Source organism: Paraburkholderia sp. SARCC-3016, assembly GCF_031119615.1.
Classification (GTDB): Bacteria; Pseudomonadota; Gammaproteobacteria; order Burkholderiales; family Burkholderiaceae; genus Paraburkholderia.
The window spans coordinates 86,469-112,259 of record NZ_JAVHZD010000008.1 but is presented as its reverse complement, the minus strand read 5'-3'; the positions used below and the strand labels follow the sequence as shown (position 1 = coordinate 112,259).

At 63.1% G+C, this 25,791-nt stretch carries 22 protein-coding genes and 1 pseudogene; 11 read left to right on the top strand and 12 right to left on the bottom strand.

Features of this window, described 5'->3' with window-relative positions; all coding sequences use genetic code 11:
* Positions 1-147 precede the first annotated feature (147 nt).
* The 6 genes from QYH69_RS10300 to QYH69_RS10275 all read left to right on the top strand — a co-directional run bounded on the left by QYH69_RS10300 (position 148) and on the right by QYH69_RS10275 (position 11,243).
* Positions 148-1,974: a methyl-accepting chemotaxis protein gene (locus QYH69_RS10300; RefSeq protein WP_308831757.1), complete on the top strand. Its 1,827-nt coding sequence runs from the start codon at positions 148-150 to the stop codon at positions 1,972-1,974.
* A gap of 682 nt (positions 1,975-2,656) precedes the next feature.
* On the top strand, positions 2,657-3,418 hold the full coding sequence (locus tag QYH69_RS10295; RefSeq protein WP_308831756.1) for a hydratase: 762 nt from the start codon (positions 2,657-2,659) through the stop codon (positions 3,416-3,418).
* 1,111 nt (positions 3,419-4,529) lie between these two features.
* Positions 4,530-6,452, top strand: coding sequence for a PrkA family serine protein kinase (locus tag QYH69_RS10290; RefSeq protein ID WP_075157018.1), 1,923 nt, complete (start codon positions 4,530-4,532; stop codon positions 6,450-6,452).
* A gap of 141 nt (positions 6,453-6,593) precedes the next feature.
* Positions 6,594-7,862 carry a YeaH/YhbH family protein gene (locus tag QYH69_RS10285; protein WP_308831755.1) on the top strand — a complete coding sequence of 423 codons (1,269 nt, stop codon included), beginning with the start codon at positions 6,594-6,596 and terminating at the stop codon, positions 7,860-7,862.
* The gene (locus QYH69_RS10280; RefSeq protein WP_308831754.1) at positions 7,859-9,586 is read left to right on the top strand and encodes a SpoVR family protein; all 1,728 of its coding nucleotides are present in this window, start codon (positions 7,859-7,861) and stop codon (positions 9,584-9,586) included. Before QYH69_RS10285 ends, QYH69_RS10280 begins: the two co-directional genes overlap by 4 nt.
* A gap of 358 nt (positions 9,587-9,944) precedes the next feature.
* Positions 9,945-11,243 carry an MFS family transporter gene (locus QYH69_RS10275; RefSeq protein WP_308831753.1) on the top strand — a complete coding sequence of 433 codons (1,299 nt, stop codon included), beginning with the start codon at positions 9,945-9,947 and terminating at the stop codon, positions 11,241-11,243.
* A 119-nt stretch (positions 11,244-11,362) separates the two neighbouring features.
* Here the strand turns inward: QYH69_RS10275 and QYH69_RS10270 are convergent, their stop codons facing one another.
* Positions 11,363-11,533 (bottom strand): hypothetical protein, encoded by a 171-nt coding sequence (locus QYH69_RS10270; protein ID WP_308831752.1) that lies wholly within the window; start codon positions 11,531-11,533, stop codon positions 11,363-11,365.
* 189 nt (positions 11,534-11,722) lie between these two features.
* Between QYH69_RS10270 and QYH69_RS10265 the strand changes: the two genes are divergently transcribed.
* Positions 11,723-11,953 carry a hypothetical protein gene (locus QYH69_RS10265; protein WP_308831751.1) on the top strand — a complete coding sequence of 77 codons (231 nt, stop codon included), beginning with the start codon at positions 11,723-11,725 and terminating at the stop codon, positions 11,951-11,953.
* Between the two features lie 59 nt (positions 11,954-12,012).
* Here the strand turns inward: QYH69_RS10265 and QYH69_RS10260 are convergent, their stop codons facing one another.
* From QYH69_RS10260 to QYH69_RS10250, 3 genes are all read right to left on the bottom strand, one after another.
* Positions 12,013-12,459 carry a hypothetical protein gene (locus QYH69_RS10260; protein ID WP_308831750.1) on the bottom strand — a complete coding sequence of 149 codons (447 nt, stop codon included), beginning with the start codon at positions 12,457-12,459 and terminating at the stop codon, positions 12,013-12,015.
* A gap of 124 nt (positions 12,460-12,583) precedes the next feature.
* A complete protein-coding gene (locus QYH69_RS10255; protein ID WP_308831749.1) occupies positions 12,584-13,909 on the bottom strand; it encodes an MFS transporter in 1,326 nt (441 codons plus the stop codon).
* A 167-nt stretch (positions 13,910-14,076) separates the two neighbouring features.
* Positions 14,077-14,508, bottom strand: coding sequence for a PRC-barrel domain-containing protein (locus QYH69_RS10250; RefSeq protein WP_075157024.1), 432 nt, complete (start codon positions 14,506-14,508; stop codon positions 14,077-14,079).
* Positions 14,509-14,645: 137 nt separating this feature from the next.
* Here QYH69_RS10250 and QYH69_RS10245 point away from each other — a divergent pair, with 137 nt between their 5' ends.
* The gene (locus QYH69_RS10245) at positions 14,646-14,855 is read left to right on the top strand and encodes a hypothetical protein (RefSeq protein ID WP_308831748.1); all 210 of its coding nucleotides are present in this window, start codon (positions 14,646-14,648) and stop codon (positions 14,853-14,855) included.
* Positions 14,856-14,963: 108 nt separating this feature from the next.
* Here the strand turns inward: QYH69_RS10245 and QYH69_RS10240 are convergent, their stop codons facing one another.
* The 5 genes from QYH69_RS10240 to QYH69_RS10220 form a co-directional block, all read right to left on the bottom strand.
* Positions 14,964-15,617, bottom strand: coding sequence for a UdgX family uracil-DNA binding protein (locus QYH69_RS10240; protein WP_308831747.1), 654 nt, complete (start codon positions 15,615-15,617; stop codon positions 14,964-14,966).
* A gap of 15 nt (positions 15,618-15,632) precedes the next feature.
* Positions 15,633-16,229 carry a DUF4142 domain-containing protein gene (locus QYH69_RS10235; protein WP_308831746.1) on the bottom strand — a complete coding sequence of 199 codons (597 nt, stop codon included), beginning with the start codon at positions 16,227-16,229 and terminating at the stop codon, positions 15,633-15,635.
* A 53-nt stretch (positions 16,230-16,282) separates the two neighbouring features.
* Complete coding sequence (locus tag QYH69_RS10230; protein ID WP_308831745.1) at positions 16,283-16,795, bottom strand: PRC-barrel domain-containing protein; 513 nt, start codon at positions 16,793-16,795, stop codon at positions 16,283-16,285.
* A gap of 29 nt (positions 16,796-16,824) precedes the next feature.
* Entirely contained in the window at positions 16,825-17,277 is a 453-nt protein-coding gene (locus tag QYH69_RS10225) for a CBS domain-containing protein (protein WP_308831744.1), read from the bottom strand.
* A gap of 429 nt (positions 17,278-17,706) precedes the next feature.
* Complete coding sequence (locus QYH69_RS10220) at positions 17,707-19,308, bottom strand: methyl-accepting chemotaxis protein (protein WP_308831743.1); 1,602 nt, start codon at positions 19,306-19,308, stop codon at positions 17,707-17,709.
* A 287-nt stretch (positions 19,309-19,595) separates the two neighbouring features.
* On the opposite strand from QYH69_RS10220, the pseudogene QYH69_RS10215 reads away from it, so the two are divergent.
* From QYH69_RS10215 to QYH69_RS36055, 3 genes and pseudogenes are all read left to right on the top strand, one after another.
* Positions 19,596-19,883 (top strand): annotated as a pseudogene (locus QYH69_RS10215) (chemotaxis protein); the annotation flags it as partial.
* Between the two features lie 384 nt (positions 19,884-20,267).
* Positions 20,268-20,840, top strand: a complete 573-nt coding sequence (locus QYH69_RS10210) for a hypothetical protein (protein WP_308831741.1) — start codon at positions 20,268-20,270, stop codon at positions 20,838-20,840.
* Positions 20,755-21,189 (top strand): GAF domain-containing protein, encoded by a 435-nt coding sequence (locus QYH69_RS36055; protein ID WP_374992380.1) that lies wholly within the window; start codon positions 20,755-20,757, stop codon positions 21,187-21,189. The genes QYH69_RS10210 and QYH69_RS36055 overlap by 86 nt, the downstream gene beginning before the upstream one ends.
* A 27-nt stretch (positions 21,190-21,216) precedes the next feature.
* On the opposite strand, the gene QYH69_RS10200 is transcribed toward QYH69_RS36055, so the two are convergent.
* The 3 genes from QYH69_RS10200 to QYH69_RS10190 all read right to left on the bottom strand — a co-directional run bounded on the left by QYH69_RS10200 (position 21,217) and on the right by QYH69_RS10190 (position 25,631).
* Positions 21,217-22,254 (bottom strand): glycosyltransferase, encoded by a 1,038-nt coding sequence (locus QYH69_RS10200; RefSeq protein ID WP_308831739.1) that lies wholly within the window; start codon positions 22,252-22,254, stop codon positions 21,217-21,219.
* 151 nt (positions 22,255-22,405) lie between these two features.
* Positions 22,406-24,016 (bottom strand): efflux transporter outer membrane subunit, encoded by a 1,611-nt coding sequence (locus QYH69_RS10195; protein WP_308831738.1) that lies wholly within the window; start codon positions 24,014-24,016, stop codon positions 22,406-22,408.
* 13 nt (positions 24,017-24,029) lie between these two features.
* Complete coding sequence (locus tag QYH69_RS10190) at positions 24,030-25,631, bottom strand: DHA2 family efflux MFS transporter permease subunit (RefSeq protein ID WP_308831737.1); 1,602 nt, start codon at positions 25,629-25,631, stop codon at positions 24,030-24,032.
* Positions 25,632-25,791 lie beyond the last annotated feature (160 nt).

Genomic DNA, 25,791 nt, shown 5'->3' with positions numbered 1-25,791 from the left:
ATTGCGCCATGCGCATTCGTCATACCATATAAAAATTTCAAGATTTTTATAAGCCTGTCGTAAACAACCTCAGAGCGTCTCATCCTGTCTCGGATCAAGGCGCCAGGACTGCGCACGCAGCATCACTCTCGACAGGAGACAAACGACATGAGCAAAGGCATTACGATCAAGGCGCGGATTGGCGTGGCGATGGCTTTTCTGGCCGCGCTGCTTGCTGTCATCAGTGCGCTTGGCCTCTTCGGCATGAACCGCACGAACGAGGCGCTGTCCGGTATGTACCGCAATTCGATGCCGTCGGTGGCCGCGATCGACAAGGCGGAGATTTACGCGGGCCGCGAACGCCTGGCGCTCGACCGCGCGGCGCTGCAGATCGGCACGCCCGCGGCGAAGGCGACGATCGACCGCGCGCGCATGCTGCATGGCCTCGCCGAGGAGGGCTGGAAGCAGTATCTCGCGCTGCCGCGCGAAGCCGGCGAGGACCGGGTTGCGCAGGGCGTGGCAGCAAAGCGCGAAACGTACTATCAGGCGATCGACGCGTTCGCCGCGACCATTATCGCGAACGATCAGGGCAAGCTCGTCGACGGTGCGAACCGCTTGCAGGTTGCCTACAACGATATGGCGAACGCGGCGGCCGATCTGCGCAAGATCCAGTTCGAACAGGCGCAGACCGGCTTCGACGCATCGCAGTCGAGTTTCAACACGTTCCGTGTCGTCAGCATCGCGGCGCTCGTCGCCGGCATGATCGCGGCATTCCTCTCGTACCTGACGCTGCGCCGCGCGATCGCGCGCCCGCTTGCCGAGGCGCTCGACCACTTCGACGCGATCGCCGCCGGCGAGCTGCGCCGGCCGGTCGTCGCGAAATCGCGCGACGAGATGGGGCAACTGATCGCAGGCATCGCAAAGATGCAGAAGAGCCTGATCGCGACGGTGCGTACGGTCCGCTCGGGCAGCGACTCGATCGCCACCGCAACGCGCGAGATCGCAGCCGGCAACATCGATTTGTCGTCGCGCACCGAGGAACAGGCGTCGGCGTTGCAGCAAACGGCCGCGAGCATGGAGCAACTGACCGGCACCGTGAAGCAGAACGCCGAAAATGCGCGCCAGGCGAGCGCGCTGGCCGCGAATGCATCGGAGATCGCGAACAAGGGCAGCGGCGTGGTCGGCCAGGTGGTCGGCACGATGGGCGAAATCAATCAGAGCTCGGCGAAGATCGCCGACATCATCACGATCATCGAAGCCATCGCGTTCCAGACCAATATTCTCGCGCTGAACGCGGCTGTCGAAGCGGCGCGCGCGGGCGAAGAAGGGCGCGGCTTCGCGGTGGTCGCGGGCGAGGTGCGCAGCCTCGCGCAACGCTCGTCGGCGGCGGCGAAGGAGATCAAGGAATTGATCGACACGTCGGTCGATCGCGTGCAGTCAGGCTCGGCGCTCGTCGACGAAGCGGGCCGCACGATGACCGAAATCATCGGTGCGGTGCAACGTGTGACCGACATCATGGGCGAGATCGCCGCGGCTTCGTCCGAACAGAGCGGCGGCATCGACCAGGTGGCACGCGCGGTCGCGCAGATGGACGAAGCGACACAGCAGAACGCGGCGCTCGTCGAAGAGGCCGCCGCTGCGGCACAGTCGCTCGAAGACCAGGCGCAGAAACTGCGCGGCGCAGTCGCCGTGTTCGACATCGAGGAGGGCGCCGCCGATGCTGCTGGCAGCAGCGCGGCGCGCGCCAAGGCGATGGCGACGCCCGCTTCGGCCGCGCACAGGCCGGCCGTGCAAAACGCGGTGCCGCAGCGCGCAGTGCACAAGGGCGTGCAGAAGGGCGTACACAAGGCCGCTGCACGCCGGGTCGTGCCCGCCGGCGCTTCCCCCGCAATGCACCATGAAAGCCGCGTCACGCCCTCGATGCCCATCGCTTCGGGTGCGGCTGCGCAGACCGCCGGCGCGAGCGCAGCGGAGCAGGATTGGGAGACGTTTTAAGGCGCACGCGTTCGGGTTGGGCGTTTCTTGCGCAATTTGACGCGGTCGTGGGCGGCGTCGCGTTAAATCGGTTCCATGACGGCCGGCTTGTTGCCGTTTGCGCAACGGTCGGCGTCGCACCCGGACGCCGCTCCATACGGCTTTGCCGAAAGCCGCTAGTCGACAGGCAATAGCCCGCGCCTATGCGCCGGCACCGGTTTTCGCGCCGAACCGTTCCTCACCGTCGAACCGTCGGCGTCATGATCCTTTTGGCATTCTCTACACCCAAATCGACCCGCCGCGAAATTGTTCCGGTACATTGGCGGGCACGGTGCTCGAGTGTTTCCATCGGCGCGTGTACGCAAGTTGCTAAACGAGTCGCGTTGCGCTTCGTTTGTAACTGTCACGCGTGTCTGCAAGCGTCCCGACCGGCATGAATGCGGACCCGGACCGGCACCGGAAGGCGTTCATAATCCGCGAAAAGCGGCGGCGTTTCTTCATTTGCGTGCGCTTCTGCGTTTACGGACTCGAGCCAGACCAGGCGTATGTCGTTTAGCATCGGTTTTCCGTTCGATACAGCCGTTGAGCATCGCCGTTCGACGCTGTAGTTGCGAATTCCGCGGTTAAGCACCGGGTTTAGTCATCGGGTAGAAGCATCGGGTTCAAGCATCGGGTTCAAGCATGACAGCCAGAAAGGAACGCCATGACGCAACAAGACCTCGCGCAACGCCTGATCTCGGCGCGCCGCCAGCACCGCGCCATCGAATCGCTGCCTTCGGGTTGCCTGCCGCCTGACGCGGCAACCGCGTACGCGATCCAGCAGGCCGTACTCGACGGCCTCGGGTGCGCGACCGGCGCCTGGAAAATCGGTGCCCGTTCGCCGGGCGGCGACGCGTCGGGTGCGCCGATTCCGGCGCCGCTCACGTTCGCGTCGCCGGCGCGCATCGAGCACCAGTCGTTCTTTCGTGTGCTGATCGAACTCGAAGTTGCGTTCCGTTTTGCCGAACCCGTCGCTCCGCGCGCTCAGACCTATGCGCGCGACGAAGTGCTGGCGCTCGTCGGCACCGTGTTGCCCGCCATCGAAATCGTCGATAGCCGCTTCGCCGAATGGCCGAATGTCGCGCCGCTCGCGCAGCTTGCCGATGCACAGAACAACGGCGCGCTCGTGACCGGCCATCCGGTCAGCTATGCGGGCTTCGCGCGCGGTTTCGACTTCGTTTCTCCCGAGCTCGAACTGACGTTCGACGGCGCATCGCTCGTGCCGGACGCGCCCGGCAATCCCGCTGGCGATCCGCGCGAACTGCTCGTCTGGTTCGTCAACCATTGTGCGGCGATGAGCATCACGATCGAGCCGTCCTGGACGATTACAACCGGTTCGTACGTCGGCGCGCACATGATCGGCGCACCGGGTACGGTGCGCGGACATATCGACGGCCTTGGCGAAGTCGAAGTCGAACTGGTCTGAAACGCACTCTCCTTTGCCGCTGAAAGTATTTTGTGCGCGTTGCATCGCCTATCGGCTTCATTGAGGGCGACGATGACGTGCCGTGTTCCGATTCACGACAGACCTGCGACAGATTTGCGACGAACGGCACCCCGGCCGCGGTGTATCTACCGATTCAGATGCCGCTCCGACAAACCGTCATACAGGCGAGAGGCCCGATGGAACGCACAACAGCAGCGATCGGCGTGCGGCGACGCGCACAGGTGAGCGTCGCCGCGAATCTCGTGTGCCGGCCATGCGGCCGACGCGGGTATCGGCGCTGGGCGCGCCGATGGTCAAAAGCGCGAAGGACGGACGGAAAAACTGCAATGCGACATATGACCTGCATCGTGTACGTTCGTACACGCGCACCATGAAACATTGTCAGCCGATGTTGAACGAAATCAGGTATGCGGGGCCGAATAGTCGGCGTGCACAAACGTGTAACAGCGCGTTGCAATGTCGTCGTTTACAGCGTCGCGCACGTTAACGTAATCAGCATCGCAAGCGGTGGGAGCGGCAGACAACATTGCGCGGCTCGCCGGCCGCCTACGGTGCGCCGCAATGTGTGGCGCCACACGGCGCACACCGGACGAGTTTGCGAATGTGCCGGAAACGTAACGCGTGTAACGCGGTCGACGCAGCAGCGCATGCGCTAGACGCATGCTCCGGGCAAACACGTTGCCGCGCGCGGAATCGATGATGGAAGTGCTTGCTGCGCGCAATCGCGCACGCAAACGCAGTTTGAGGTACGTTGCATGCAACGCATCACGCAACTGCGTGCAGCAGCAGCGAGCATGAGTTCGCTGCTGGTAGCTGCTCGTAGCTGTTGGCAGCACTGTTGGCCCGGTGTTCGCAGCGCAGTTGGCAAGGAAGGCCGCATGATTCGCGCTTCGATTGTCGCGAGCGGCCCGAGATTGTAGGTGACCGAAACGGCGTCTACAAGTGAAGCTTGTCCGTACTTGGTTTGACGTGTTTTCTTAACGTAGTTCGTGAAAAAAAATATAAAAGGGTTTAGGATGAATTCGAACGATGGCGTTTCCTGATAGCGCGCCGCGCACGACATCGTTCCAGACTTCGGCGAGGAGGTAGCATGGATATCTACAGCAGTTTCGCGACCCGCTTCGAGAAAACGAGAGAGGAGGAATTTTCGCTCGAAGAGTACCTCGCGCTCTGCAAAGACAATCCCGCCGCGTACGCCACTGCTGGCGAGCGCATGTTGACGGCAATCGGAGAGCCTGAACAGATCGATACGCGTAACGACCCGCGCATGTCGCGGATCTTCGCGAACAAGGTCATCAAGGTATACCCCGCGTTCCGTGAGTTCTACGGAATGGAAGACGTGATCGAGCAGGTCGTCGCCTACTTCAGGCACGCTGCTCAGGGGCTCGAAGAAAAGAAGCAGATTCTCTATCTGCTGGGGCCGGTGGGCGGGGGCAAGTCTTCCATAGCAGAGCGTCTCAAGCAGTTGATGGAACGCGTGCCGTTCTATTCGATCAAGGGTTCGCCCGTCAACGAATCGCCGCTCGGTCTGTTCGATTATGACGAAGACGGCCCGATTCTCGAGGAGCAGTACGGCATTCCACGCCGTTACCTCAAAAGTATCCTGAGCCCGTGGGCGGTCAAGCGTCTGCACGAATACAACGGCGATATCCGTAAATTCCGCGTGGTGCGCCGCTATCCGTCGATCCTTCGGCAGATCGGCATCGCGAAGACCGAGCCTGGCGACGAAAACAATCAGGACATTTCGTCACTGGTCGGCAAGGTCGACATCCGCAAGCTCGAGCAATACGCGCAGGACGATGCGGATGCATACAGCTATTCCGGTGGCCTGTGCCTCGCGAATCAGGGCTTGCTCGAGTTCGTCGAAATGTTCAAGGCGCCGATCAAGGTGCTGCACCCGCTGCTCACCGCCACGCAGGAGGGTAACTTCAAGGGCACGGAAGGGTTCGGCGCGATACCGTTCGACGGTGTGATTCTCGCGCACTCGAACGAGTCCGAGTGGAAAGCATTCCGCAACAACCGCAACAACGAGGCGTTGCTGGACCGTATCTTCGTCGTGAAGGTGCCGTACTGCCTGCGCTACTCGGAAGAAATGAAAATCTATGAGAAGTTGCTGCGCAACTCGTCGCTTGCGAATGCGGTCTGCGCGCCCGGCACGCTGAAGATGATGGCGCAGATGTCGGTGTTAACGCGTTTGCAGGAGCCAGAGAACTCGAGCCTCTTCTCAAAGATGCAGGTGTACGACGGCGAGAATCTGAAGGACACAGACCCGAAAGCGAAGTCATACCAGGAATATCGCGACTTCGCAGGTGTTGACGAAGGGATGACTGGTGTCTCGACGCGCTTTGCGTTCAAGATCTTGTCACGTGTGTTCAACTTCGATACGACGGAAGTCGCGGCCAATCCGGTGCATCTGATGTACGTACTCGAACAGCAGATCGAGCGCGAGCAGTTCCCGCCGGAAACCGAACAGAAGTATCTGTCGTTCATTAAGGATGTATTGGCATCGCGTTATGCCGAGTTCATCGGCAAGGAAATCCAGACCGCGTATCTGGAGTCGTATTCCGAGTATGGTCAAAACATCTTTGACCGCTATGTCACGTATGCGGACTTCTGGATTCAGGATCAGGAGTTCCGCGATCATGACACCGGAGAGAGCTTCGACCGCGCCGCGTTGAACGCGGAACTGGAGAAGATCGAGAAGCCCGCGGGCATCAGCAACCCCAAGGACTTCCGCAACGAGATCGTCAACTTCGTGCTGCGCGCGCGTGCGGCGAACGGTGGCAAGAATCCCGCCTGGATCAGCTACGAGAAGCTGCGCGTCGTGATCGAAAAGAAGATGTTCTCGAACACGGAAGAACTTTTGCCGGTCATTTCGTTCAATGCGAAAGGGTCGGCGGAGGAGCAGCGCAAGCACGAGGATTTCGTCAACCGGATGGTCACGAAAGGTTATACGCCCAAGCAGGTACGGCTCTTGTGTGACTGGTATCTGCGCGTGCGCAAGTCGTCATGACACGCGGCACGCACAGCCCGCGCGGCGCGGGTTTTCCGAACGGCGCCGCGCGGGCCCCTTGCAAGTCGCAAGCGGCATGGACCTGAGGTTGCATGCACAACTTGCGTCTTGCGTGTTCGACATCGAAGCGGGAGACCCGGTGTGCTTCATCAAATCATCGACCGCAGGTTGGCTGGCAAGAACAAGAGCATCGCAAACCGCGAACGTTTTTTGCGTCGCGTAAAGAGTTACATTCGGCGCGCCGTGTCCGACGCGGTGCGTGACCGCAGTATCAAGGACATTCAAAGCACGCAGAGCATCACGATTCCCCGCAAGGACATCGCTGAACCGTCGTTCCGGCATGGTCCGGGCGGCAGGCGCGAACTCGTCCATCCCGGCAATTCCGATTACATCCGCGGCGACAAGATTCCGCGTCCGCAAGGGGGCGGCGGTGGCGGCGGCGGAAGCAGCGCGAGCAACGAAGGCGAAGGGCAGGACGATTTCGTGTTCGAGCTGTCGCGCGAGGAATTCATGCAGTATTTCTTCGACGACCTCGAACTGCCGCGCCTCGTCAAGACGCATCTGCTCGCGGTGCCGACATGGAAGAGCATCCGTGCGGGCTGGGCCGCCGAGGGCACGCCGAACAACATCGACGTGGTGCGTTCGCTGCGCAGCGCGCTCGGCCGGCGCATCGCGCTCGGCGCGCCGCTCGTCAACGAATTGCATGATCTCGAACAGCAGCTCGAAGAGATGAAGGCCGACCCGGCCGATCGTCGCGACGAGATCAAGCTGCTCGAGGAAGAGATCCACCATCTGCGTGGTCGCATCTGGCGCATTCCGTTCATCGATCCGTTCGATCTGCGCTACGTGAACCGCGTGAAGCAGCCGCAGCCGTCGAGCCAGGCCGTGATGTTTTGTCTGATGGATGTGTCGGGTTCGATGGACGAGCAGCGCAAGGATCTCGCCAAGCGCTTTTTCATCCTGCTGTACCTGTTCCTGAAGCGGAACTACGAGCGGATCGAGGTCGTGTTTATCCGCCATCACACGCGTGCGGAGGAAGTCGACGAAGACACGTTTTTTCATTCGACCGAAAGCGGCGGGACGGTCGTATCGAGCGCGCTCGAGTTGATGCAGAAGATACTCGACGAGCGCTATTCACCCACTGAATGGAATATTTACGGCGCGCAGGCGTCGGATGGCGACAACTGGACCGATGATTCGCCCAAATGCCGCAAGATCCTCGCAGATGATATTCTCGAGAAGGTGCGGTATTTTGCTTATATTCAGGTTACGCCTGAAGAACAGAACCTGTGGGTCGAGTATGCGCAGCTTGCGCAGACCGTGCCGCATCTGGCGATGAAGAAGGTCGAGACAGCCGCGGATATTTATCCGGTGTTCCGTGAACTGTTCGAGAAGCACGTGGAAGTATGACGACGCGACATTTGCACAACGAGGCGCGCGGCTACGAGCCGGAGCGCAAGAAAGGCGAGCAGACAGGCGACAAGGTGGAGCATGCCGACACCGGCGTTCATAAGGTCTACGTACCCGACGCCGGAAAAAGCGGGCCACGTGAAGCCGGTCAAGCACAGGGACAAACCGGGGCGCCCAGCATCGGGCAAAGGGAAGTCCGTATGAACGTAGCCGACAGACGGCCGTTGCCGTGCCCGTCCGACTGGACCTTCGAACTGATCGAAGAGTACGACACACATATCTCGCATGTTGCGGAGCAATACGAACTCGACGTGTACCCGATCCAGCTCGAGCTGATCAGCTCCGAGCAGATGATGGATGCCTACGCGTCGGTCGGCATGCCCGTCAACTACCGTCACTGGTCGTTCGGCAAGCACTTTCTGTCGACCGAAAAGAGCTACCGGCGCGGGCAGATGGGTCTCGCCTATGAGATCGTCATCAATTCGAACCCGTGTATCGCGTACCTGATGGAAGAGAACACGATGACGATGCAGGCGCTCGTCATCGCGCATGCGGCGTACGGCCATAACTCGTTCTTCAAGGGAAACTATCTGTTCCGCCTGTGGACCGATGCGCACGCGATCATCGATTATCTCGTGTACGCGAAGAACTACATTGCCGATTGCGAAGAGCGCTATGGGCTCGACCGCGTCGAAGAGTTGCTCGACTCGTGCCACGCGCTCATGAACTACGGCGTGGACCGTTACAAGCGGCCGCAAAAGCTGTCGCTGCAAAAGGAACTCGAAGCGCGTCGCGAGCGCGAGGCTTATCTGCAGTCGCAGGTCAATGAATTGTGGCGCACGCTGCCGAGCAGGCAGATCCAGCTGCCCGAGGAAGAGGAGGGGCGTTATCCGCCCGAGCCGCAGGAGAACCTGCTGTATTTCGCGGAAAAGAACGCGCCGCTGCTCGAGCCGTGGGAACGCGAAGTCATTCGCATCGTGCGCAAGATAGGTCAGTACTTCTATCCGCAGCGCCAGACGCAGGTGATGAACGAAGGCTGGGCGACGTTCTGGCATTACACGCTGCTCAACACGATGTACAACGAGGGCAAGCTCGAAGACGGCTTCATGATGGAGTTCCTGCACTCGCACAGCAACGTGGTCTACCAGCCGCCCGTGACGAAGCCGTACTACAGCGGCATCAATCCGTACGCACTCGGCTTTTCGATGATGAGCGACATTCGCCGCATCTGCGAGAACCCGACTGAAGAAGATCGGCGCTGGTTCCCGGAGCTGGCGGGCAGCCCATGGCTGCCGGCCATGCACTACGCGATGCGCAACTTCAAGGACGAGAGCTTTGTCGCGCAGTACCTGTCGCCGCATCTGATCCGCGAAATGCGGCTCTTCTCGGTGCTCGACGACGACATGCGCGATGCGCTCGAGGTGTCCGCGATTCACGACGACAGCGGCTATCAGTACGTCCGGCAGGCGTTGTCGCGGCAATACGACATTCACCATCGCGAACCGAACATTCAGGTGTGGTCGGTCAATACGCGCGGCGACCGCAGTCTCACGCTGCGGCACTTCATGAGCGACAACCGTCATCTGTCCAGCGACAGCGACGAAGTGCTGAAGCACATGGCGCGGCTGTGGCAATTCGATGTGTTTCTCGAAAGCGTCGACGAGAACGGGACCGTGCGCAAGCGCTATGAATGCCGTTACACGGCGCCGACAGTGAGGATCTGAAGCTCTTTCTATTCTTTCTTTTAAATTACATTTGCTAATCGATTAGTTTTTTGAGGGCCAGCCTTACCGGGCTGGCCTTTTTCGTTGGATCTGATCCTCGCAATGGCGTGTCTGACGGGATTTCCCGCACGGGCGGCACCCCGCCGGTTGCGCCACAGTTGCGCGCCCAGGCGCCACTTTTAACCGCGCATCCACGCTATTTCCCTCCCGGCGCATGCCGATATCCGATAACATACGGACCCTGCGACAGCTTTCATTTATATGAACGTCGCACGGGTGACCGATGAAAACTGAAAGTTAAAATAAACGCGCGCCGCCGCCGGTCATATTCATTCCAACAAGGGACAGACAAAGCATCATGGTCGACCAGACTGTTTTCACTCCAGCACACGATACGCGCCGGCGTATCTTCGCCATCGTCGGCGCCTCATCGGGCAATCTCGTCGAGTGGTTCGACTTCTACGTCTACTCGTTCTGCGCGCTGTATTTCGCGCCCGCGTTCTTTCCGAAGGGCGATACGACAACCCAGCTGCTCAACACCGCCGGCGTGTTCGCCGCGGGCTTCCTGATGCGCCCGATCGGCGGCTGGTTCTTCGGACGCCTTGCCGACAAGCGCGGCCGGCGCTTTGCGATGATGGTGTCGGTGTTCATGATGTGCGGCGGCTCGCTCGTCATTGCCGTGCTGCCGCCGTATGCGGAGATCGGCGTGCTTGCGCCGGCGCTGCTGCTCGTGGCGCGCCTGTTCCAGGGGCTCTCTGTGGGCGGCGAATACGGCACGAGCGCGACGTACATGAGTGAAGTCGCCCTGCAGGGCCGGCGCGGCTTTTTCGCGTCGTTCCAGTACGTGACGCTGATCGGCGGCCAGCTGTGCGCGCTGCTCGTGCTCGTGATCCTGCAACAGACGCTGACCACCGACGAGCTCAAGGCATGGGGCTGGCGCGTGCCATTCGTGGTCGGCGCTCTCGCCGCGCTTGTCGCGCTGTATCTGCGCAAGTCGCTCGACGAAACGTCGACGGCGGCGAGCCGTCAGCGCAGCGACGCGGGCACGCTCGCCGGCATGTGGAAGCACAAGGGCGCATTCCTCACGGTGATCGGCTTCACCGCGGGCGGCTCGCTGATCTTCTACACGTTCACGACCTATATGCAGAAGTACCTCGTGAACACGGCACACATGAACGCGAAGACCGCAAGCAATGTGATGACGGTCGCGCTGCTCGCCTACATGCTGATGCAACCGCTGTTCGGCGCGCTGTCGGACCGCATCGGCCGCCGCCAGTCGATGATCCTGTTCGGCTTCTTCGCAACCATCGGCACGGTGCCGCTGCTGCATGCGCTCAAGGATGTGACGAGCCCGTATATGGCGTTCGTGCTCGTCGTGGCGGCGCTTGCGATCGTGAGCTTCTACACGTCGATCAGCGGTCTGATCAAGGCGGAAATGTTTCCGCCTGAAGTGCGCGCGCTGGGCGTCGGGCTCTCGTATGCGGTCGCCAATGCGATCTTCGGCGGCTCCGCCGAGTATGTCGCGCTGTGGCTCAAGCAGGCCGGCAGCGAGTCGATGTTCTACTGGTACGTAACCGTGCTGTGCGCGATCGCGGGGCTTGTGTCGTTCCGCATGCGCGACCCGTCGAAGGTCGGGTATCTGCGCGACGAACCTTGATGCAAGGGCGCCGCTTTGCATAAACGGCGCGAGGGCGTCATGCGCCCGCAACACGCATCGATAAGATCCAAAAAGACGGCGGCCACGGTATGACCGGGCCGCCGTCTTTTCATGGGCGTTCAGCCTACCGGCGTTTCGCCTTCGCCCGGCTTTTTACCCGGCTTGTCCGACGGGGCCTGCTTGCGGTTCTGATCGTTGCGCTCGGGCATCTTGCTCTTTTCGTTGTCGTTGTGTTTAGGCTGCGTCGGATGCTCGATGTCGCCGCCTGGCTGCGTGGTCGTCTGATTCATTTTGCCGATCTCCGTGGAAGCTGGTCCTGATCGATCAGCAAACAGCGGACCAGCAACGAGCGATCCGCCCGAGCTGGGCGAGTCGCGCATTAGCTTTGTTAGACTCGAATTCCGGCCCGCTGCCCTTGGGACTGGCTGACACTATCAGCCAGTATGGGACCGGAAGACACGCCAAACCGGAGACTCACGATGACGAGAATCGCATTCGAAGATTTCGAGCGGCGGGTTGTCGAGCGCCATCTGATCAAAGGGCACGTGTACGAGAACGCGGCAGCGCTCGTCGGGCGCGCAAATGCGTGGCTCGCGGAACGCGGTGTCGACGTCATCAACGTGGAAAGCCTGTCGACATTCGGCTCCGGCGACGATACGAGCGTCAGTCACTGGTATTCGGGCATCCGCGTCTGGTACCGGGTACAGTGAGCGGGCTACCCGGGCGGCGAAACGAACGCGCATAGCAATCGCACGAGCAAGCCGCACCGCTACTGGCCCGACACCACGAGCTTGAGCTTGTTCGCACCGGCGGTGGCCGCCGTAATTTGCGTCCGCGCGTCGCGCGCGCCGATATAGAAATGCTGCCGCGCCGGCGAATTCACATCGTGTGTCGCGTCCGGCAGGCACGACGCGATATCGGCCGCGACGGCCTGCAACGCCGTCGCGCTCGAACCGGCGTCGCCATGCGGCGTCCATACGCATTGATAGCTCGCGTGCGAGCCGCTGCATTGCGCATCGTCGCCGTACGGCTGCGCGACGCCGCGGCCATCCGCGGGCGACAACTGCGCGAATCCGCCGGGAGCCGCCGCGACGATCCGTTTGAGCGCGGCGCACGGGCTAGGCGCATCGTCGGCGCGCGCGATGGCCGGCACCAGCAAAGCCAGCGTCACGCCAGCCACAGTTGCGCGGAACAGGGTCGAACGGAGTGAGTGCATCTGCGCCTCCTCGAAGAGACAGGTGACGAGGTCGTCAAGCAGACTTCGTTCCTGGCGCGCAGCGTTCATGCGGCATTTCTACGGCGTATCGGCACCGGTTCGCGTTGCGACGGGCTAAACGGGCTCACCCTGCGCGATGTTCGCCGTCGCGCTCGAGCGAACGCGTTCGTCTCAAGTCCGGAAACAGGCGCATCCACAGCATTGCGACGGCGATCGTCGCGATGCCGCCCGCCAGCACCGCGCGCCGCGCACCCCACCAGCCGGCCGTCACGCCTGATTCGAATTCGCCGAGCTGATTGGACGTGCCGATAAAGAGCGAGTTGACCGCGCTCACGCGCCCGAGCATCTCGTCGGGCGTGCGCAACTGCACAAGCGACAGCCGCACGACGACGCTGATGACGTCGGACGCGCCGAGCACCACGAGCGCAAGCAGCGACACGATGTACTGATGCGACAGACCGAACACGGCTGTTGCGACACCGAACACGATCACGCCGCAGAACATCGCGAAGCCGGGACGGTTCTTCAACGGGAAGCGCGCGAGCCACAACGTCCCGGCGAGCGCGCCGACGGCCGACGCGGAGCGCAGCAGACCGAGGCCGAGCGGCCCCGTGTCGAGGAAATCGCGTGCGAAGACGGGCAGCAGCGCGGTCGCGCCGCCGAACAGCACCGCGAACAGATCGAGCGACAGCGCGCCGAGAATGACCGGCTCGCGGAAGATAAAGCGGATACCCGAGAATACCGACTCGAGCGTGACCGGAGGGCGTGTCGCGGGCTTCGCATGCAGCGGAATGCTCGAGACGAGTAACACGGCCGCGGCGAACGACAGCGCGCAACCAAGATAAGCCGGCCCGGCGCCGATGCCGTACAACAGCCCTCCGAGCGCGGGGCCGATGATTTGTGCCGCCTGGTTTGCCGAAGTCGACCATGCAGTCGCGCGCGGCAAGTCGGCGCGCGACACGACGGCCGGCAAGAGCGAGGCAATAGCCGGGCCCTCGAACGCTCGCGCGGCGCCGACGCATGCGGCAAGCACATAGATGATCGGCGCGTCGATCCAGCCGCCGTAAGTGCCGAGCGCGAAGATCGCGGCAGCCGCGCATTCGATCGTCTGGCACATCGCGGCAATGCGTCGACGGTCGTAGCGGTCGGCCACGTGCCCGACGACGAGCGTCAGCATGAACATCGGCAGGAATTGCGCGAGCCCGACGATGCCGAGCGCGAACGCGCTTTTCGTGAGCGCATAGATATGCCAGCCCATGGCGACCGCGAGCATCTGGAACGACAGCGAGGACAGCACACGCGTGCACCAGAAGCGCTGGAACGCGCCGCTTTTCGGCAGGCGTTCGCTCGCGCCGTCGCCAGCGGGCAAACCGGGGTTGATGTCGCGAGGGCGGTCGGACGAAGTGGCGGACTGCGGGGAGGCGGGCTGCGGTGGTGACGGCTCGTTCATCGCGTTGTTGTGGTGCCGGGCGAAATCGGCGGTGCCTCATGCGTGCACCGCGTCGTGCACCGCGCGGTACAGCATGCGGACGGCCGGGTGAGCGGCCCAAGTCCGACAGACGGCTAACGGGAAAGCGCGCCAGCCGGCGCGCACGAGCGGGGAGTGTAAATGAAAACTTACTGCGGCGACTGGATCTTCTGCGGCTTCTTCGGCTTCTCGACCTTGCTGTATTCGAATGCCGGCGTCGCCTTCAGCGCCTCTTTCGTCGCGCCCGGCAGATAGAAGTTGCCGTTCTTCAGATCGAATGCCTGAATCGGCACGGCGACATTGTGCGAGCCGACGCCGAGAAAGCCGCCCGTCGAGATGACCGCAGCCGAGAGCGAGCCGTCCGGGGCGATCACGAGATCGAAAATCGAACCGATTTTCTCGTTCGAATCGTTATACACCGGCTTGCCGAGGATGCCCTTCTTGGCGCTCCAGCCTTGCAGCAGCGCCTGCGACTGCTGGACACTGACGCCGAGCGTCTGCGTGCCGGCGACCTGCGCATGGGCGCTCGCGGCGGCCAGCACGGCGACTGCGATCAAAGCTTGGGAAAACGCTTTCTTCATATCGACTCCTTTTTTAGTCAGCCCGGGGTGGGCGAAAGCAACAAAAAGACCTGCAGATAGTGCACCTAGGGAAACCCCTAGGTAAAAACCCTTATTTGAGATAGAATGGCGATGCTTGCCAAAAATTGAGAATCGTCATGCCGCATCAGTATCAAGTATTTGAAAAGATTGCATTTTCGTTGGTCGTGCTGTCCGCGGTCGTTTGCTCGTCGTTCATCGCCTACGAAAGCAGCCCTGAGTTGCAATATGCCGTGGCAGTGACAGAGAAGCTCGACTGGACCGCCAATTACGCGGCCGTCTGCGTTTCGCCGATGGCGACTGCGTGCACGGCATACCCGGGCGACTGAGTCTTCTATTCGTAACAACCCGCTACCGTACACGGTCGGGCGCGATTTTGCAGTAATAGTCGGAGACGCGAAGAAAGACGTGGGGCCGGACGCATTACGCGCGACTGCCTAGCGACGATGCCCGGCGGCATCGCGTGCGAGCTGGCCCGCTGCCTGCAGCGCCTGCACGATGTCCGCATACACGCGTTCGCGCGTCGTGCGGTCGGGGGCGCGCAGCGCGAACGAAGGGTGCCACGTCGGAATCACATAGCGCCCATCATGTTCGAGCACCTGGCCGATCACTTCGCGCAGCGGCGTACCGCGCGTTTCGAGCACGGCTTTCAATGCGGTCGCGCCAAGCGCGACGACTACAACCGGTCCGACGCTCGCCAGTTCCTTCTCCAGCCAGTAGCGACACGCGGCAATCTCGCGTTGCGCGGGCGTTTTATGCATCCGCCGCTTGCCGCGCGGTTCCCACTTGAAGTGCTTGACCGCGTTGGTCACGAAGACGTCCGTGCGTTTGACGCCGGCTTCAGAGAGCGCATCGTCGAGTAGTTGCCCTGCCGGCCCGACGAACGGTTTGCCCGCGCGGTCCTCGCTGTCGCCGGGCTGCTCGCCGACCATCATGATCGGCGCGTGGCGCGGCCCGGCGCCAGGCACCGCTTGCGTCGCGCCGTGCCATAACGCGCAGCGACGGCACGCATCGAGGCGCGCGGGCTGTTGCAGAGGGTCGACCTCGGGCGCGCCGTGTTTGTCCTCGCCTGGGTCTTCGGATTTGCCCACGGCAATATGCGCGCGTTACTTGCTAGCCACCGCGTTCTTCTTCTTCGCGAGTTCCTCCGCCATTTCGTAATGGTGCTGAATGGTCGGCAGCGCCTTTTGCGCGGTCTTCTTCAGACTCGCGTCCTGACCGTTCTGCGCCTCGTCCTGGAACGCAGCGATGGCATCCTTGTGGCCTTGTACGCCGAATTTGCTGATATAGGCCGAATCGAACTCTGCGCCCTTGAGCGAACGGATGCTGTCGAGCGCCGACGTATCGGCATCCTTCGGCACATCGACGCCGTGCGGCACCGCGGCCTTCAATTGCAACGAGAGCTTCGTGTGATCGGCGATCATGCGCGCGGCGAAAGCCTTTACGCTTTTATCGTTCGATTGACGCATCGCGAGCTTTGCCGCGTCGATTTCGGTTGTGCCCGAAACGGCGGCGGTGTGCACGAACTGGCGGTCAGTGTCCGATAGCGCCTGTGCGCCATTTTTCGACGCCGCAGCCGGGTTGTCCGTCGCGTTTTGCGTCGTGTTTTGCGCGTAAACGGCGCTCACACCCGCGGCGAGCGGGGCGATCGCCAAGGTGGCTGCAACGAGCGCAGCCTCGAATCCTGCTTGTCGAATCTTCATAGAACCTCCCAGTTGTGTGTATCAGTGTCGTTGTTTGCAGCGCGCCGACGTGCCTAGCGCCGCAATTCGCCACGACCGCCTTCGAGCACATCGCCCATTTCGCCGAGCGGGTCGGCAAGCGGATCGTGCAATGCGCCGCGACCGCCCCAGTACGGCTCGCTGCCGTAGTATTCGTGAACGGATGTCGCCCAACTTTGGTCCGCCATCGTTGGCCAGTGCTCCTGATCGAAGCCTGGTGCATCTTTCACGCGCAATGCGTCGACCTTCAGCATGAAGCACGCGCGGTCCGTGTCGAGCGTGAGCGCGTTCCACGGAATCGCAAACAGCCTGTCGCCGATGCCGAGAAAACCGCCGCTCGACATCACGACATACGCGACGCGTCCGGAGCGCACATCGAGCATGATGTCCTTCACCTTGCCGGCCGTTTCGCCGTCCGCCGTCAGCACCTTGTTGCCGTCGAGCGTCGCAGCCGCCATCACCTCGGGGCCCGGCCCGGCGGCCGTCGCGGACCCTTGGCCGACGGTGCGCGCTTGCGCATTGCTGTCCGGTTCGTTGATCATGGTCATGATGTGCCTCCCTTCTGTGGCTGGTTGCCTTAAGTGTCGTCTCCCGCGGTTTTCGCCGTGCCGGGCGTGTTGCGCGTAACGTTTCGGCGGCTATCGTCGATTGCGACGGCCTCCGCGCTTTCGACGATGTCGCGTCGCGACAGCATGCCGACAAGGCGATGCCGACGGTCGATGACGGGCATCAGCCGCAACTGCGCGATGTGCATCTGCCGTGCGATCTCGGCGACATCGTCGTCGTCAAAACACCACTCGGCGCCGCCGCATGCCACGTCGCGCACGAGCGTGTAGGGCGGTTTGCCTACCCATAGCGCGCGCACCGCGAGGTCGCGATCGGTCAAGAGACCGGTCAGGCGCGCGCCGTCGCAGATCGGCAGCGCGCGCACGCCATGGCGATGCATCAATTGCGCCGCGTGGCCGATCGTGTCCGAAGGCGCGACCGTTACGACATCCCGCGACATCAGTTCGCGTACGGCTCGATTCATTTCGATCCTCGGTCGGGTCTTTTACTTCAATGAGCAACGGCTATGCCGCAAGGACTCGCAAGCGCTATGCCCAGGAACACGCACAAAGCGGCGTCGGCGTGGCTGCGACGTGCGCGCTTTGCACGCGCGTCGCGGAACGGTTGCATTGCAGCGGGTTGGCTTTGCTCACGAGGCGCAGCGGTTACGCGCGACCGGTCGGGGCGCGTAGCAAGAGCCGCTCAGTTGATCGAAGATCTGACTGGCTCGGCCGTTACGGCGACATACGCGGATTAGCGCGTCATGGACGGCACGGCGAGGGCGTGCAAAAAAAGCGCCCGCGGAATGGACGAAACCGCGGGCGATAAAGGCGTGAAGCCGGCGTGAAACCGATGCCGGTCAAGCGGAAGATGGGCGGACGACGCGAGCGGCGCTCGAGCCGCACATAAGCCGCTACGCGGCGACCAGCGCCGGTATCCGCGCGTACGTCGCATGTTCGGTTCTCGCATGGACGCCGGCATCGTCCGCCAGCTTGAACACCGAGACCGCATCGCGTAGCGCGCGTGCCTGATCTTCGAGCGAGGCGGCCGCGGCGCTCGCCTGCTCGACGAGCGCGGCATTCTGCTGCGTGACTTCATCCATCTGCGTGACCGCATGCGACACCTGGTCGATGCCGTTGGTCTGTTCGTGCGTGGCGGCCGCAATCTCGCCCATGATGTCGGTGACGCGCTTCACCGAACCAATGATTTCCGTCATCGTCGCGCCGGCCTCGCCGACGAGCGTCGTACCGACCTTCACGCGTTCGACCGATTGTTCGATCAACTGCTTGATCTCCTTCGCGGCGCTCGACGAGCGCTGCGCGAGGCTGCGCACTTCGGCCGCCACGACCGCGAAGCCGCGGCCCTGTTCGCCGGCGCGTGCCGCTTCGACGGCTGCATTGAGCGCGAGAATATTGGTCTGGAACGCAATGCCTTCGATGATGCTGATGATGTCGTTGATGCGGCTCGAGCTTTCGTCGATGCCGGTCATCGTCTGCACGACGCGCTGCACGACGTCGCTGCCCTTATCGGCGGTGCCGGATGCGGCCGTCGACATGTTCGCCGCCTCGCGCACGTTGTCGGCGTTCTGCTTCGCGGTGCCCGATAGCTGTTCCATGCTCGCTGCGGTTTGCTGCAGCGACGCGGCCTGTTCCTCGGTGCGTGCCGACAGGTCCAGGTTGCCCGCGGCCACCTCGCGCGTCGCGGTTGCGATCGCATCGCTGCCTTTGCGCACCGTGCGCACCGTGTGCGCCAGGCTGTCACGCATTTTCGCAAGGCCCGCCATCAGTTGGCCCATTTCGTCGCGCGACGTCACGTCGACGCGATGCGTGAGGTCGCCGGCCGCGATGTACTCGAAATGCGACAGCGCCGCCTCGAGCGGCCGCGAGATCGCGCTGTGCAGACTATGCCAGCTGTACAGGGCCGCCAGCACGCCGAGCACGATGGCGCCGATGATCAAGCCCCGAAGCAGCGTAAAGCCGCGCTGCTGTGCTTCGTAGTCGTCCTCCGCAGTGGCGAACTGGTAGTGGCGCAGCTTTTCGCCGGCCGTATTGAATGCGGCGTACAGGTCGTTGTTCGCCAGACCGGCCTTCGTGATCGCATCCTTGTCGCCGCTGCGCAGCGCGGCGACGAAGTCGTCGAGACCTTTGTCCATCGCAGTGCGCGTGCGGACCACCTCCTGCGTAAGCCGGTCTTCGTCGGCGCTGCGCGGCAACGCCAGATACTTGTCCCACAACGCGTGCGACTGCTTTTCGAAACCCTGTGACTTCTTGATGATGCTTTCCAGATCCGGCGCGGTCGGATCCTGCGCGGCGCGCAACAGCGCCGCCCGCTGGCGCGTCAGCACGATCTCCGAATCGCCGATATAGACCACGCGCGGCAGCTTGTTGCTGTACGTCTCGCGATTCGCCTGATTGCTGCTCGACATACCGCTGAGTCCCAGTATGCCGACAAGCGACAACAGACAGCCGAGCACCAACATCGCGACGGCAAGGCGCATCCTGATCGATATTTTCATGAGGGCGTGGTCTCCAGCGTTGCTTCGCCGTGCACAAACGCTATGGGAAGAAGTGCATGGGGCATGGTTGTTGTTATTCGGGGTAAACGGCTTACACGGAGCCGAACTTTAGGTATCCGGTGCAATGGCGCTCAATTTGCGCCCACATGCTGAGATTTCGTCATGAGGGGACACGCAGCGCTATTCGTCCGATGCGAGGCGCATAACCGCGCCGGCCGCCGCTGCGGCGTACCGCGGAACGGATATTGCGCGCCTGATGCAGGAAGCAACCGTTAAAGGGAGGCCTTATGAGCAGCACACTGGATCCGAACGAAGGCGAACCGCAGATCGTCAAGGAGACTGCGAACACGACCGGGACACTCGGTCCGAGCGATTCGTCCGATAGCGGCAGCGACGTGGCAGGCGCGAAGCGCCACGATTTCGACCGTGATACCGAACTCGACAACCATGCGCTCGAAACCGGCGACAGCGAACTTGCAAGCGATACCGATCGCGCCGGCACCGGCGAGCGCGCGGCAGCCGACGGCGATTCGACCCTCGAGGAAAACAGCGACATCGACGTCGACCGCATCGACGACCCTTATCGAGGCGATAGCGATGAATCTGTCGCCGGCGAGCGGCTTGCGGACCGGATCGCCGACGAAGGCGAGGCGAGCCAAGAAGACGAGGCGGGCGACGCAGCGGGCGATACCGTGCGCGCAGATAGGCGAAAACGCTGAACGTGGCCGCTGGCACGCGCTGGTGCTGGCGCGTCAGGCGCGAGCGCCACACGGGTGCTATACCTGTTCTATCGATGGCGTGCGCTCGTCCGATAAGGCGCGCGCTTTGCTCCGGAGCAATCATACGATTCGAGCGGTTTCGAGCGGGATCGGACGAAGCCGCGCCGACGAGGCGGACTGGTCAACACTGCCGCGCCGCTGCCCGCATTTTCAACACTATGGCGTGAATGAGGAGGCACCATGTCGCTGATTGTTGCCGCACGTTTCACCACCTTTCCGGCTGCCGAGTCGGCCGCCGAACGACTATTCAGCCAGGGTTTCGTCGAAGAGGATGTGTCGCTTTTCTTCGTCAATCCGCGCGGTCAGCACGCGCGTTATCCGATAGGCGGCGATGCGAACAAGGACGCCGCATCGACCGACGCGCCGAAAGGCGCGGGCATGGGCGTGACGATCGGCGCTGTGATCGGGGCTGTCGTTGGCGTCGGCATCTTTGCCGCGTTTTCGGCGCCTCTGCTCGTATCGCTGATCGCGGCGGGCGTCGGCGCGTATGTCGGCTCGCTTATCGGCGCGATGTCACGCACGCGCGGCGGCGGCAAGCGTCCGCCTGCGCAGCGCGTGCATCACGAGGCGCGCGATTCGGGCGTGCTGCTGGCCGTTCACGTCACACCCGATACGCAGAACGCCGCCGCCCAAACGCTGCGCGAGGCGGGCGGCGCGGAGATCGAGCGTGCAACGGGCCGGTGGCAGCACGGCAAATGGGCTGACTTCGACCCGACGCGTCCGCCCGTGGAACTCGACGAAAGCCGCGCATGACGGAAGCGGGAGTGAGAAGCGCGAGCGTGCGTATCCGGGCGCGCTTCCCGAACGAAGCACAGCGCCTCGTCGCGTCGAATCTCGCCGACGATCCGCGCTTCGCGGACAATCCGGCCGTGGGGGCGGCCCGTGCTTCCGCTTCTACGCGGGCGCGCCGGTTGTCGACCAGGACGGCTTCGCGATCGGTTCGTTGTGTGTGATCGATTGCGAGCCGCGCACGCTCGATGAAGAAGCGCGCGAGACGCTGGCCGCGCTGGCGGCGATCGCGTCCGACGAATTGCGCCTGCGCGCGACCGACCGGCAATTGCGCTGGGCGCTCGATACGTTGAGCCGGCGGCAGAAGGGGTGACGCGGGTCTGGACGGGAAGCGCCGCAGTCAATGATCGTGCGAACGCGGCTCGGCCACCGTATGCCTCGCGTTCTGCGCGTCGCATTCGGCCTGCGCGCCTCGTGCCAGCCGCCGCTGCGCGGCCCGCGCTTCGGCACGCGTGGCCAGCACCTGCGCATTGACCCTGTGCCGGTTGACCAGCGCCCATGGCAGGCCGGCGATCATCGCTGCGCCGTCCCGCCATAACGTGTGCTCATGCGCGAAGGTCGCGAGCGCGGCGCATGTCGAACGGCCGACGTCGCGCCATGGCAGCCGCAGCCACGCGACCCACGCGGCGTTACGCGCCTGCACGCGCCGCTGCAACGCGTCTTCACTACCGCATGCATCGTCGGGCGAGTCGTGCCTGTCGGTGCGCCGGCGCCCGAACCTATCGAGCGCAGCAGCAGTGTCGGATGCAAAAACGCCGCGTCGCACGGTCAGTTCGTTGCAATAGGCGATCGTGTGCCCGGCGTCGAGTACATCGAGCGCGACGAGCGCTTCCTCTCCGCCGACGCCGAACCGCCGTTCGTATCCGCCAACCGCCCGGAACACGGCGGTGCGAAACACACAGGCGCCCGCGATATAACTCGTGACCGCCGCCGCCGGACAGCCGGGCGCGGCGAGCGGACTTGCCGCCATCGAGCGGCAGCGCGGATCGAGCGCGCCGCTTTCGCCGGTCACGACGCGCGCATTGAGCACCGCGACTTGCGGTGCGCCGTCGAGCAGCTTCACGGCCAGCGCGAGCGAGCCCGGTTCCCACCAGCTATCGTCGTCGCAGAACGCGACATAGTCGGTGCGCACGCAGGCAACCGCGCGATTGCGGCCCGCAGCGCCGAGGTCGGTGCCGCACTGGACCACACGCACCTGAGGAAACAGCATATCGACGAGCTTGACCGTCTCGTCGCGCGAAGCGTTGTCCGCGACGATCACGGGCGGTTGCTCGGGCAAGGACGCGAGCCGCGCGAGCGTGCCCACGAGTTGACCGGCGCGATCGTGCGTCAGGACGACCACTGAGATGCGGGGCAAGGCGGGCGGGCGGCTTTGCATGATCGATCTGCCGATGAGGGGACGACTTTGGTGCGCGACGGTGAGCCGCGCTTCGCTAACCACTCAATTTCAAACGATATACCTGTAAAGCCTTCCAGTGTGTGCTGTTTGCGACGTTGGCGATCTGATCTGCGCTTCTGCCTGATGCAAATCATGGATTGCGCTCTGGCGTCTGTTCCCATCCGCCGCCCAGCGCCTTGTACAGCGCGACGAGATCGGTACTGACCTGCGTCGTGCTCTGCGCGTACTGCTGCCGGACCTGCGAAAGCTGCCGTTCCGCATCGAGCACGTCGATAAAGTTCGTCAGCCCTTTCCGGTAGCTTTCGCGCGCGAGGTCGAACGCATCCTGCTGCGCGGCCGCACTGCGCTCGAGCGAGGTGCGGCGCGTCTGGTCGGTGCGATAGACGGCAAGTGCATTGTCGACGTCGCGCAGTGCGAGCAGCACCGTCTTGCGGTATTCGAGCGCGGCCTCGGCCTGCTGCGCTTTCGTGACCTTGAGGTTCGACACGAGCGCGCCGCCCTCGAAAATCGGCAGTGAAACGGACGGTCCGAACGAATAGAACAGATGCGACCAGCGCGCGAGATCGCTTGCGTGCGTGCCGCGCAAACCGATCTGCCCCGTCAGCGAAATATCGGGGTAGAACTGTGCGACCGCGACGCCGACATTCGCGGTTGCCGCATGCAGGTTCGCTTCGGCGCGGCGAATATCCGGGCGTCGGCGCGCCAGTGTCGACGGCAGGCCGGTCGCGACGACGGGCGGCACGGGCGGCACCGCGGCAGGGGCCGAGAGCTCGTCGTCGAGCGCGCCCGGCGGCTCGGCCAGCAGATACGACAAACCGTTCAAGGCCTGCGCGATCTGCTGCTCGAATTGCGGCAGTTGCGCGCGCGTCGATTCGAGCTGCGCGGCCGCGCTTTGCACGTCCTGCTGGCTTGCGAGCCCGACCCTGGCCTGGCTTTGCGTGAGCGTCAGCACGCCGTTCTGTTCGTCGACGAGCCGTTTGGCGATATCTAGCTGCGCCTGCGCGCCGCGCAACTGCATATAGTTCTGCGCGACTTCGCCTTCGAGCGACAGCAGCGCATCGTTGCGGCTTTCGACTGCCGCTTCGGTCTGTGCATTCGCAGCTTCGACCGAACGCCGCACGCGGCCGAACAGATCGAGCTCCCACGATGCATCGAAACCGGCCTGCCACAGGTTGACCGGCTGTTCGAGCTGGTCCACGAGATTGCGTGCGCCGTTCTGAACCGAGGCGCCCTGGCCGGACGCGCCAAGCGCATCGATGCGGCTATTGACGTTCTGATCGTCGAGAATGCCCTTGATGCCGAGCTGCTCGCGCGTATAGCTGCCGGTCGCGCGCACGTTGGGCAGACCTTGCGCGGCCGCGCCTTGCACCTGGGCGCGCGCTTCCTCGATGCGCAGCACCGCTTCGCGCAAATCGAGATTGCTTTGTGCGGCGCGTGCGATCAGGCCGTCGAGCGTCGGATCGTTGAAGCTGCGCCACCAGCGCGGGTCCGGGTCCGAGTCTTCGGTCGGATGCGACGAAACGGCGGTGGCGTCGGGCACTTTCACGGCGCCGGCACCCGGTTTCGGCGCTTCGCCATTCGACGTCGCATCGCTGGTGCGTTGCGGATCGCGCCAATGCGCGGGCTCGTCCTGACCGAGGCCGTTGGGCGCCTTGAAGTCGGGGCCGACCGCGCATGCGCTCAACGCGACGCACAGCAGCAACGCGAATGCATACGAGCGGGCACGCGGCTTTTTTTTCATGTCGACCGTCATGTCAATGTGCTCCGCCGCCGGCCGCTTTCGCCGGCGAAAAGAAAAACGTGAGCGGAATGCACAGGATGCAAAAGATCGACAGCATCGCAAATACGTCCACATACGCGAGAATCGTCGCCTGACTCACGAAGGTCTGATAGAGGTGCCCGGTTGCGGTTTGCACGGCCTGCGCGCGCGGTTGACCCATGAAATCGATCACCGACTGTGTGTTTCGCGCGAGCGCGTCGCTATAGTTCTGCGACAGCGGCGTCATATGCTCGGCGAGGTGCGCCATGCGAGCCTGGCTGCGTTCGCGGATCAGCGCCGTCGAAAGGGAAATGCCGATCGAACCCGCCACGTTGCGGCACATCGTGAAGATCGCCGACGCATCGTTGTGCAGCCGCTGCGGCACGGTCAGATACGCGAGCGTGGTAATCGGCACGAACAGAAAGCCGATCGCGAGCGACTGCGCGCTGCGCATCTTCACGAGCGTGTCGTAGTCGATGTCCGGCGTCAGCGTATGCGCGTAGGCGAGCGCAAGCGCCATCAGCATGAAGCCGATCGACAGCAGCGAGCGCGTCTGCACATACGGCATCAGCCGGCTGATGATCGGAATCTCCAGCGTGATCAGGATCGCACCCGGCGACAGCACGAGGCCCGCGAGCGTCGCCGTATAGCCGAGCTGCTGTTGCGCGAGCTGCGGCACGAGCACCGCGCTGCCGTACAGGATCACCGCGAATGCCGCGATCGCCGCGCAGCCGAGCGCGAAGTTGCGGTCTTTCATACAGCGCAGATCGACCACGGGCTTCTTCGTGTAAAGCAGCCACGTGATCGCGCCGCCGATGCCGAGCGCGGCGAGCACCGCGAAAATGCGGATGAAATTCGAGCTGAACCAGTCGTCGTCTTCGCCGCGATCGAGCATCACCTGCAGACAGCCGAGGCCGATCGAGATCAGCCCGATGCCGATATAGTCGATCGACACCTTGCCCTTGCGCTTGCGTTCCCAGGGCGGGTCTTCGACGAACTGCATCACGGCAATCGACGTCAGGATACCGACCGGCACATTGAGCAGAAACACCCAGCGCCACGTGAAATTGTCGGTGATCCAGCCGCCGAGCGTCGGCCCGAGCACCGGCGCGACGACGATTGCGACCGCCGAAATGGAAAAGGCGCGGCCGCGCTGCGAGGCCGGAAACGTATCGAGAATGATCGACTGCTGGTTCGGCTGCAGGCCCCCGCCGAAAAAGCCCTGCAGCAGGCGGAAAACGATCAGCTGACCGAGGTTCGTCGCGATGCCGCACAGAAACGAGCAGATCGTGAACGCGATGATGCAGATCACGAAGTAGCGCTTGCGGCCGAGCACGCGCCCGAAGAACGCGGAGATCGGCAGCACGATGCCGTTTGCAACGAGGTACGAGGTCAGCGTCCATGTCGCTTCGTCGTAGCTCGCCGACATCGTGCCGGCGATGTGCGGCAGCGCGACGTTCACGATAGTCGTATCCAGCACTTCCATGAATGCCGCGAGCGTCACGACGACTGCGATCAGCCACGGGTTTGCGGACGGGCGCCAGTTTTCGTCGCGCGACGAGCCCTGGCTGTTCGATTCGTTATGCGTGGTGCTCATCGCGCACGCGCTTCCTGTCTGTCATTGATAGGTTCCGGAGAAAACCGATTCGAACAGTAAGCAAGGTGCGAGCCCGAAGCTTTCAGGCATCCGCGAGGCGCGGGTAAGCGAATGCAGCGTGTGCCGCCCCGCATTGCACGGGACGCGGCTTGTAAGTGAT

Coding starts and splice junctions, on each gene's coding strand:
- QYH69_RS10300 (WP_308831757.1), top strand. CDS start 148: ATGAGCAAAGGCATTACGATCAAGGCGCGGATTGGCGTGGCGATGGCT.
- QYH69_RS10295 (WP_308831756.1), top strand. CDS start 2,657: ATGACGCAACAAGACCTCGCGCAACGCCTGATCTCGGCGCGCCGCCAG.
- QYH69_RS10290 (WP_075157018.1), top strand. CDS start 4,530: ATGGATATCTACAGCAGTTTCGCGACCCGCTTCGAGAAAACGAGAGAG.
- QYH69_RS10280 (WP_308831754.1), top strand. CDS start 7,859: ATGACGACGCGACATTTGCACAACGAGGCGCGCGGCTACGAGCCGGAG.
- QYH69_RS10275 (WP_308831753.1), top strand. CDS start 9,945: ATGGTCGACCAGACTGTTTTCACTCCAGCACACGATACGCGCCGGCGT.
- QYH69_RS10270 (WP_308831752.1), bottom strand. CDS start 11,533: ATGAATCAGACGACCACGCAGCCAGGCGGCGACATCGAGCATCCGACG.
- QYH69_RS10265 (WP_308831751.1), top strand. CDS start 11,723: ATGACGAGAATCGCATTCGAAGATTTCGAGCGGCGGGTTGTCGAGCGC.
- QYH69_RS10260 (WP_308831750.1), bottom strand. CDS start 12,459: ATGCACTCACTCCGTTCGACCCTGTTCCGCGCAACTGTGGCTGGCGTG.
- QYH69_RS10255 (WP_308831749.1), bottom strand. CDS start 13,909: ATGAACGAGCCGTCACCACCGCAGCCCGCCTCCCCGCAGTCCGCCACT.
- QYH69_RS10250 (WP_075157024.1), bottom strand. CDS start 14,508: ATGAAGAAAGCGTTTTCCCAAGCTTTGATCGCAGTCGCCGTGCTGGCC.
- QYH69_RS10245 (WP_308831748.1), top strand. CDS start 14,646: ATGCCGCATCAGTATCAAGTATTTGAAAAGATTGCATTTTCGTTGGTC.
- QYH69_RS10235 (WP_308831746.1), bottom strand. CDS start 16,229: ATGAAGATTCGACAAGCAGGATTCGAGGCTGCGCTCGTTGCAGCCACC.
- QYH69_RS10230 (WP_308831745.1), bottom strand. CDS start 16,795: ATGACCATGATCAACGAACCGGACAGCAATGCGCAAGCGCGCACCGTC.
- QYH69_RS10225 (WP_308831744.1), bottom strand. CDS start 17,277: ATGAATCGAGCCGTACGCGAACTGATGTCGCGGGATGTCGTAACGGTC.
- QYH69_RS10220 (WP_308831743.1), bottom strand. CDS start 19,308: ATGAAAATATCGATCAGGATGCGCCTTGCCGTCGCGATGTTGGTGCTC.
- QYH69_RS10210 (WP_308831741.1), top strand. CDS start 20,268: ATGTCGCTGATTGTTGCCGCACGTTTCACCACCTTTCCGGCTGCCGAG.
- QYH69_RS10200 (WP_308831739.1), bottom strand. CDS start 22,254: ATGCAAAGCCGCCCGCCCGCCTTGCCCCGCATCTCAGTGGTCGTCCTG.
- QYH69_RS10195 (WP_308831738.1), bottom strand. CDS start 24,016: ATGAAAAAAAAGCCGCGTGCCCGCTCGTATGCATTCGCGTTGCTGCTG.
- QYH69_RS10190 (WP_308831737.1), bottom strand. CDS start 25,631: ATGAGCACCACGCATAACGAATCGAACAGCCAGGGCTCGTCGCGCGAC.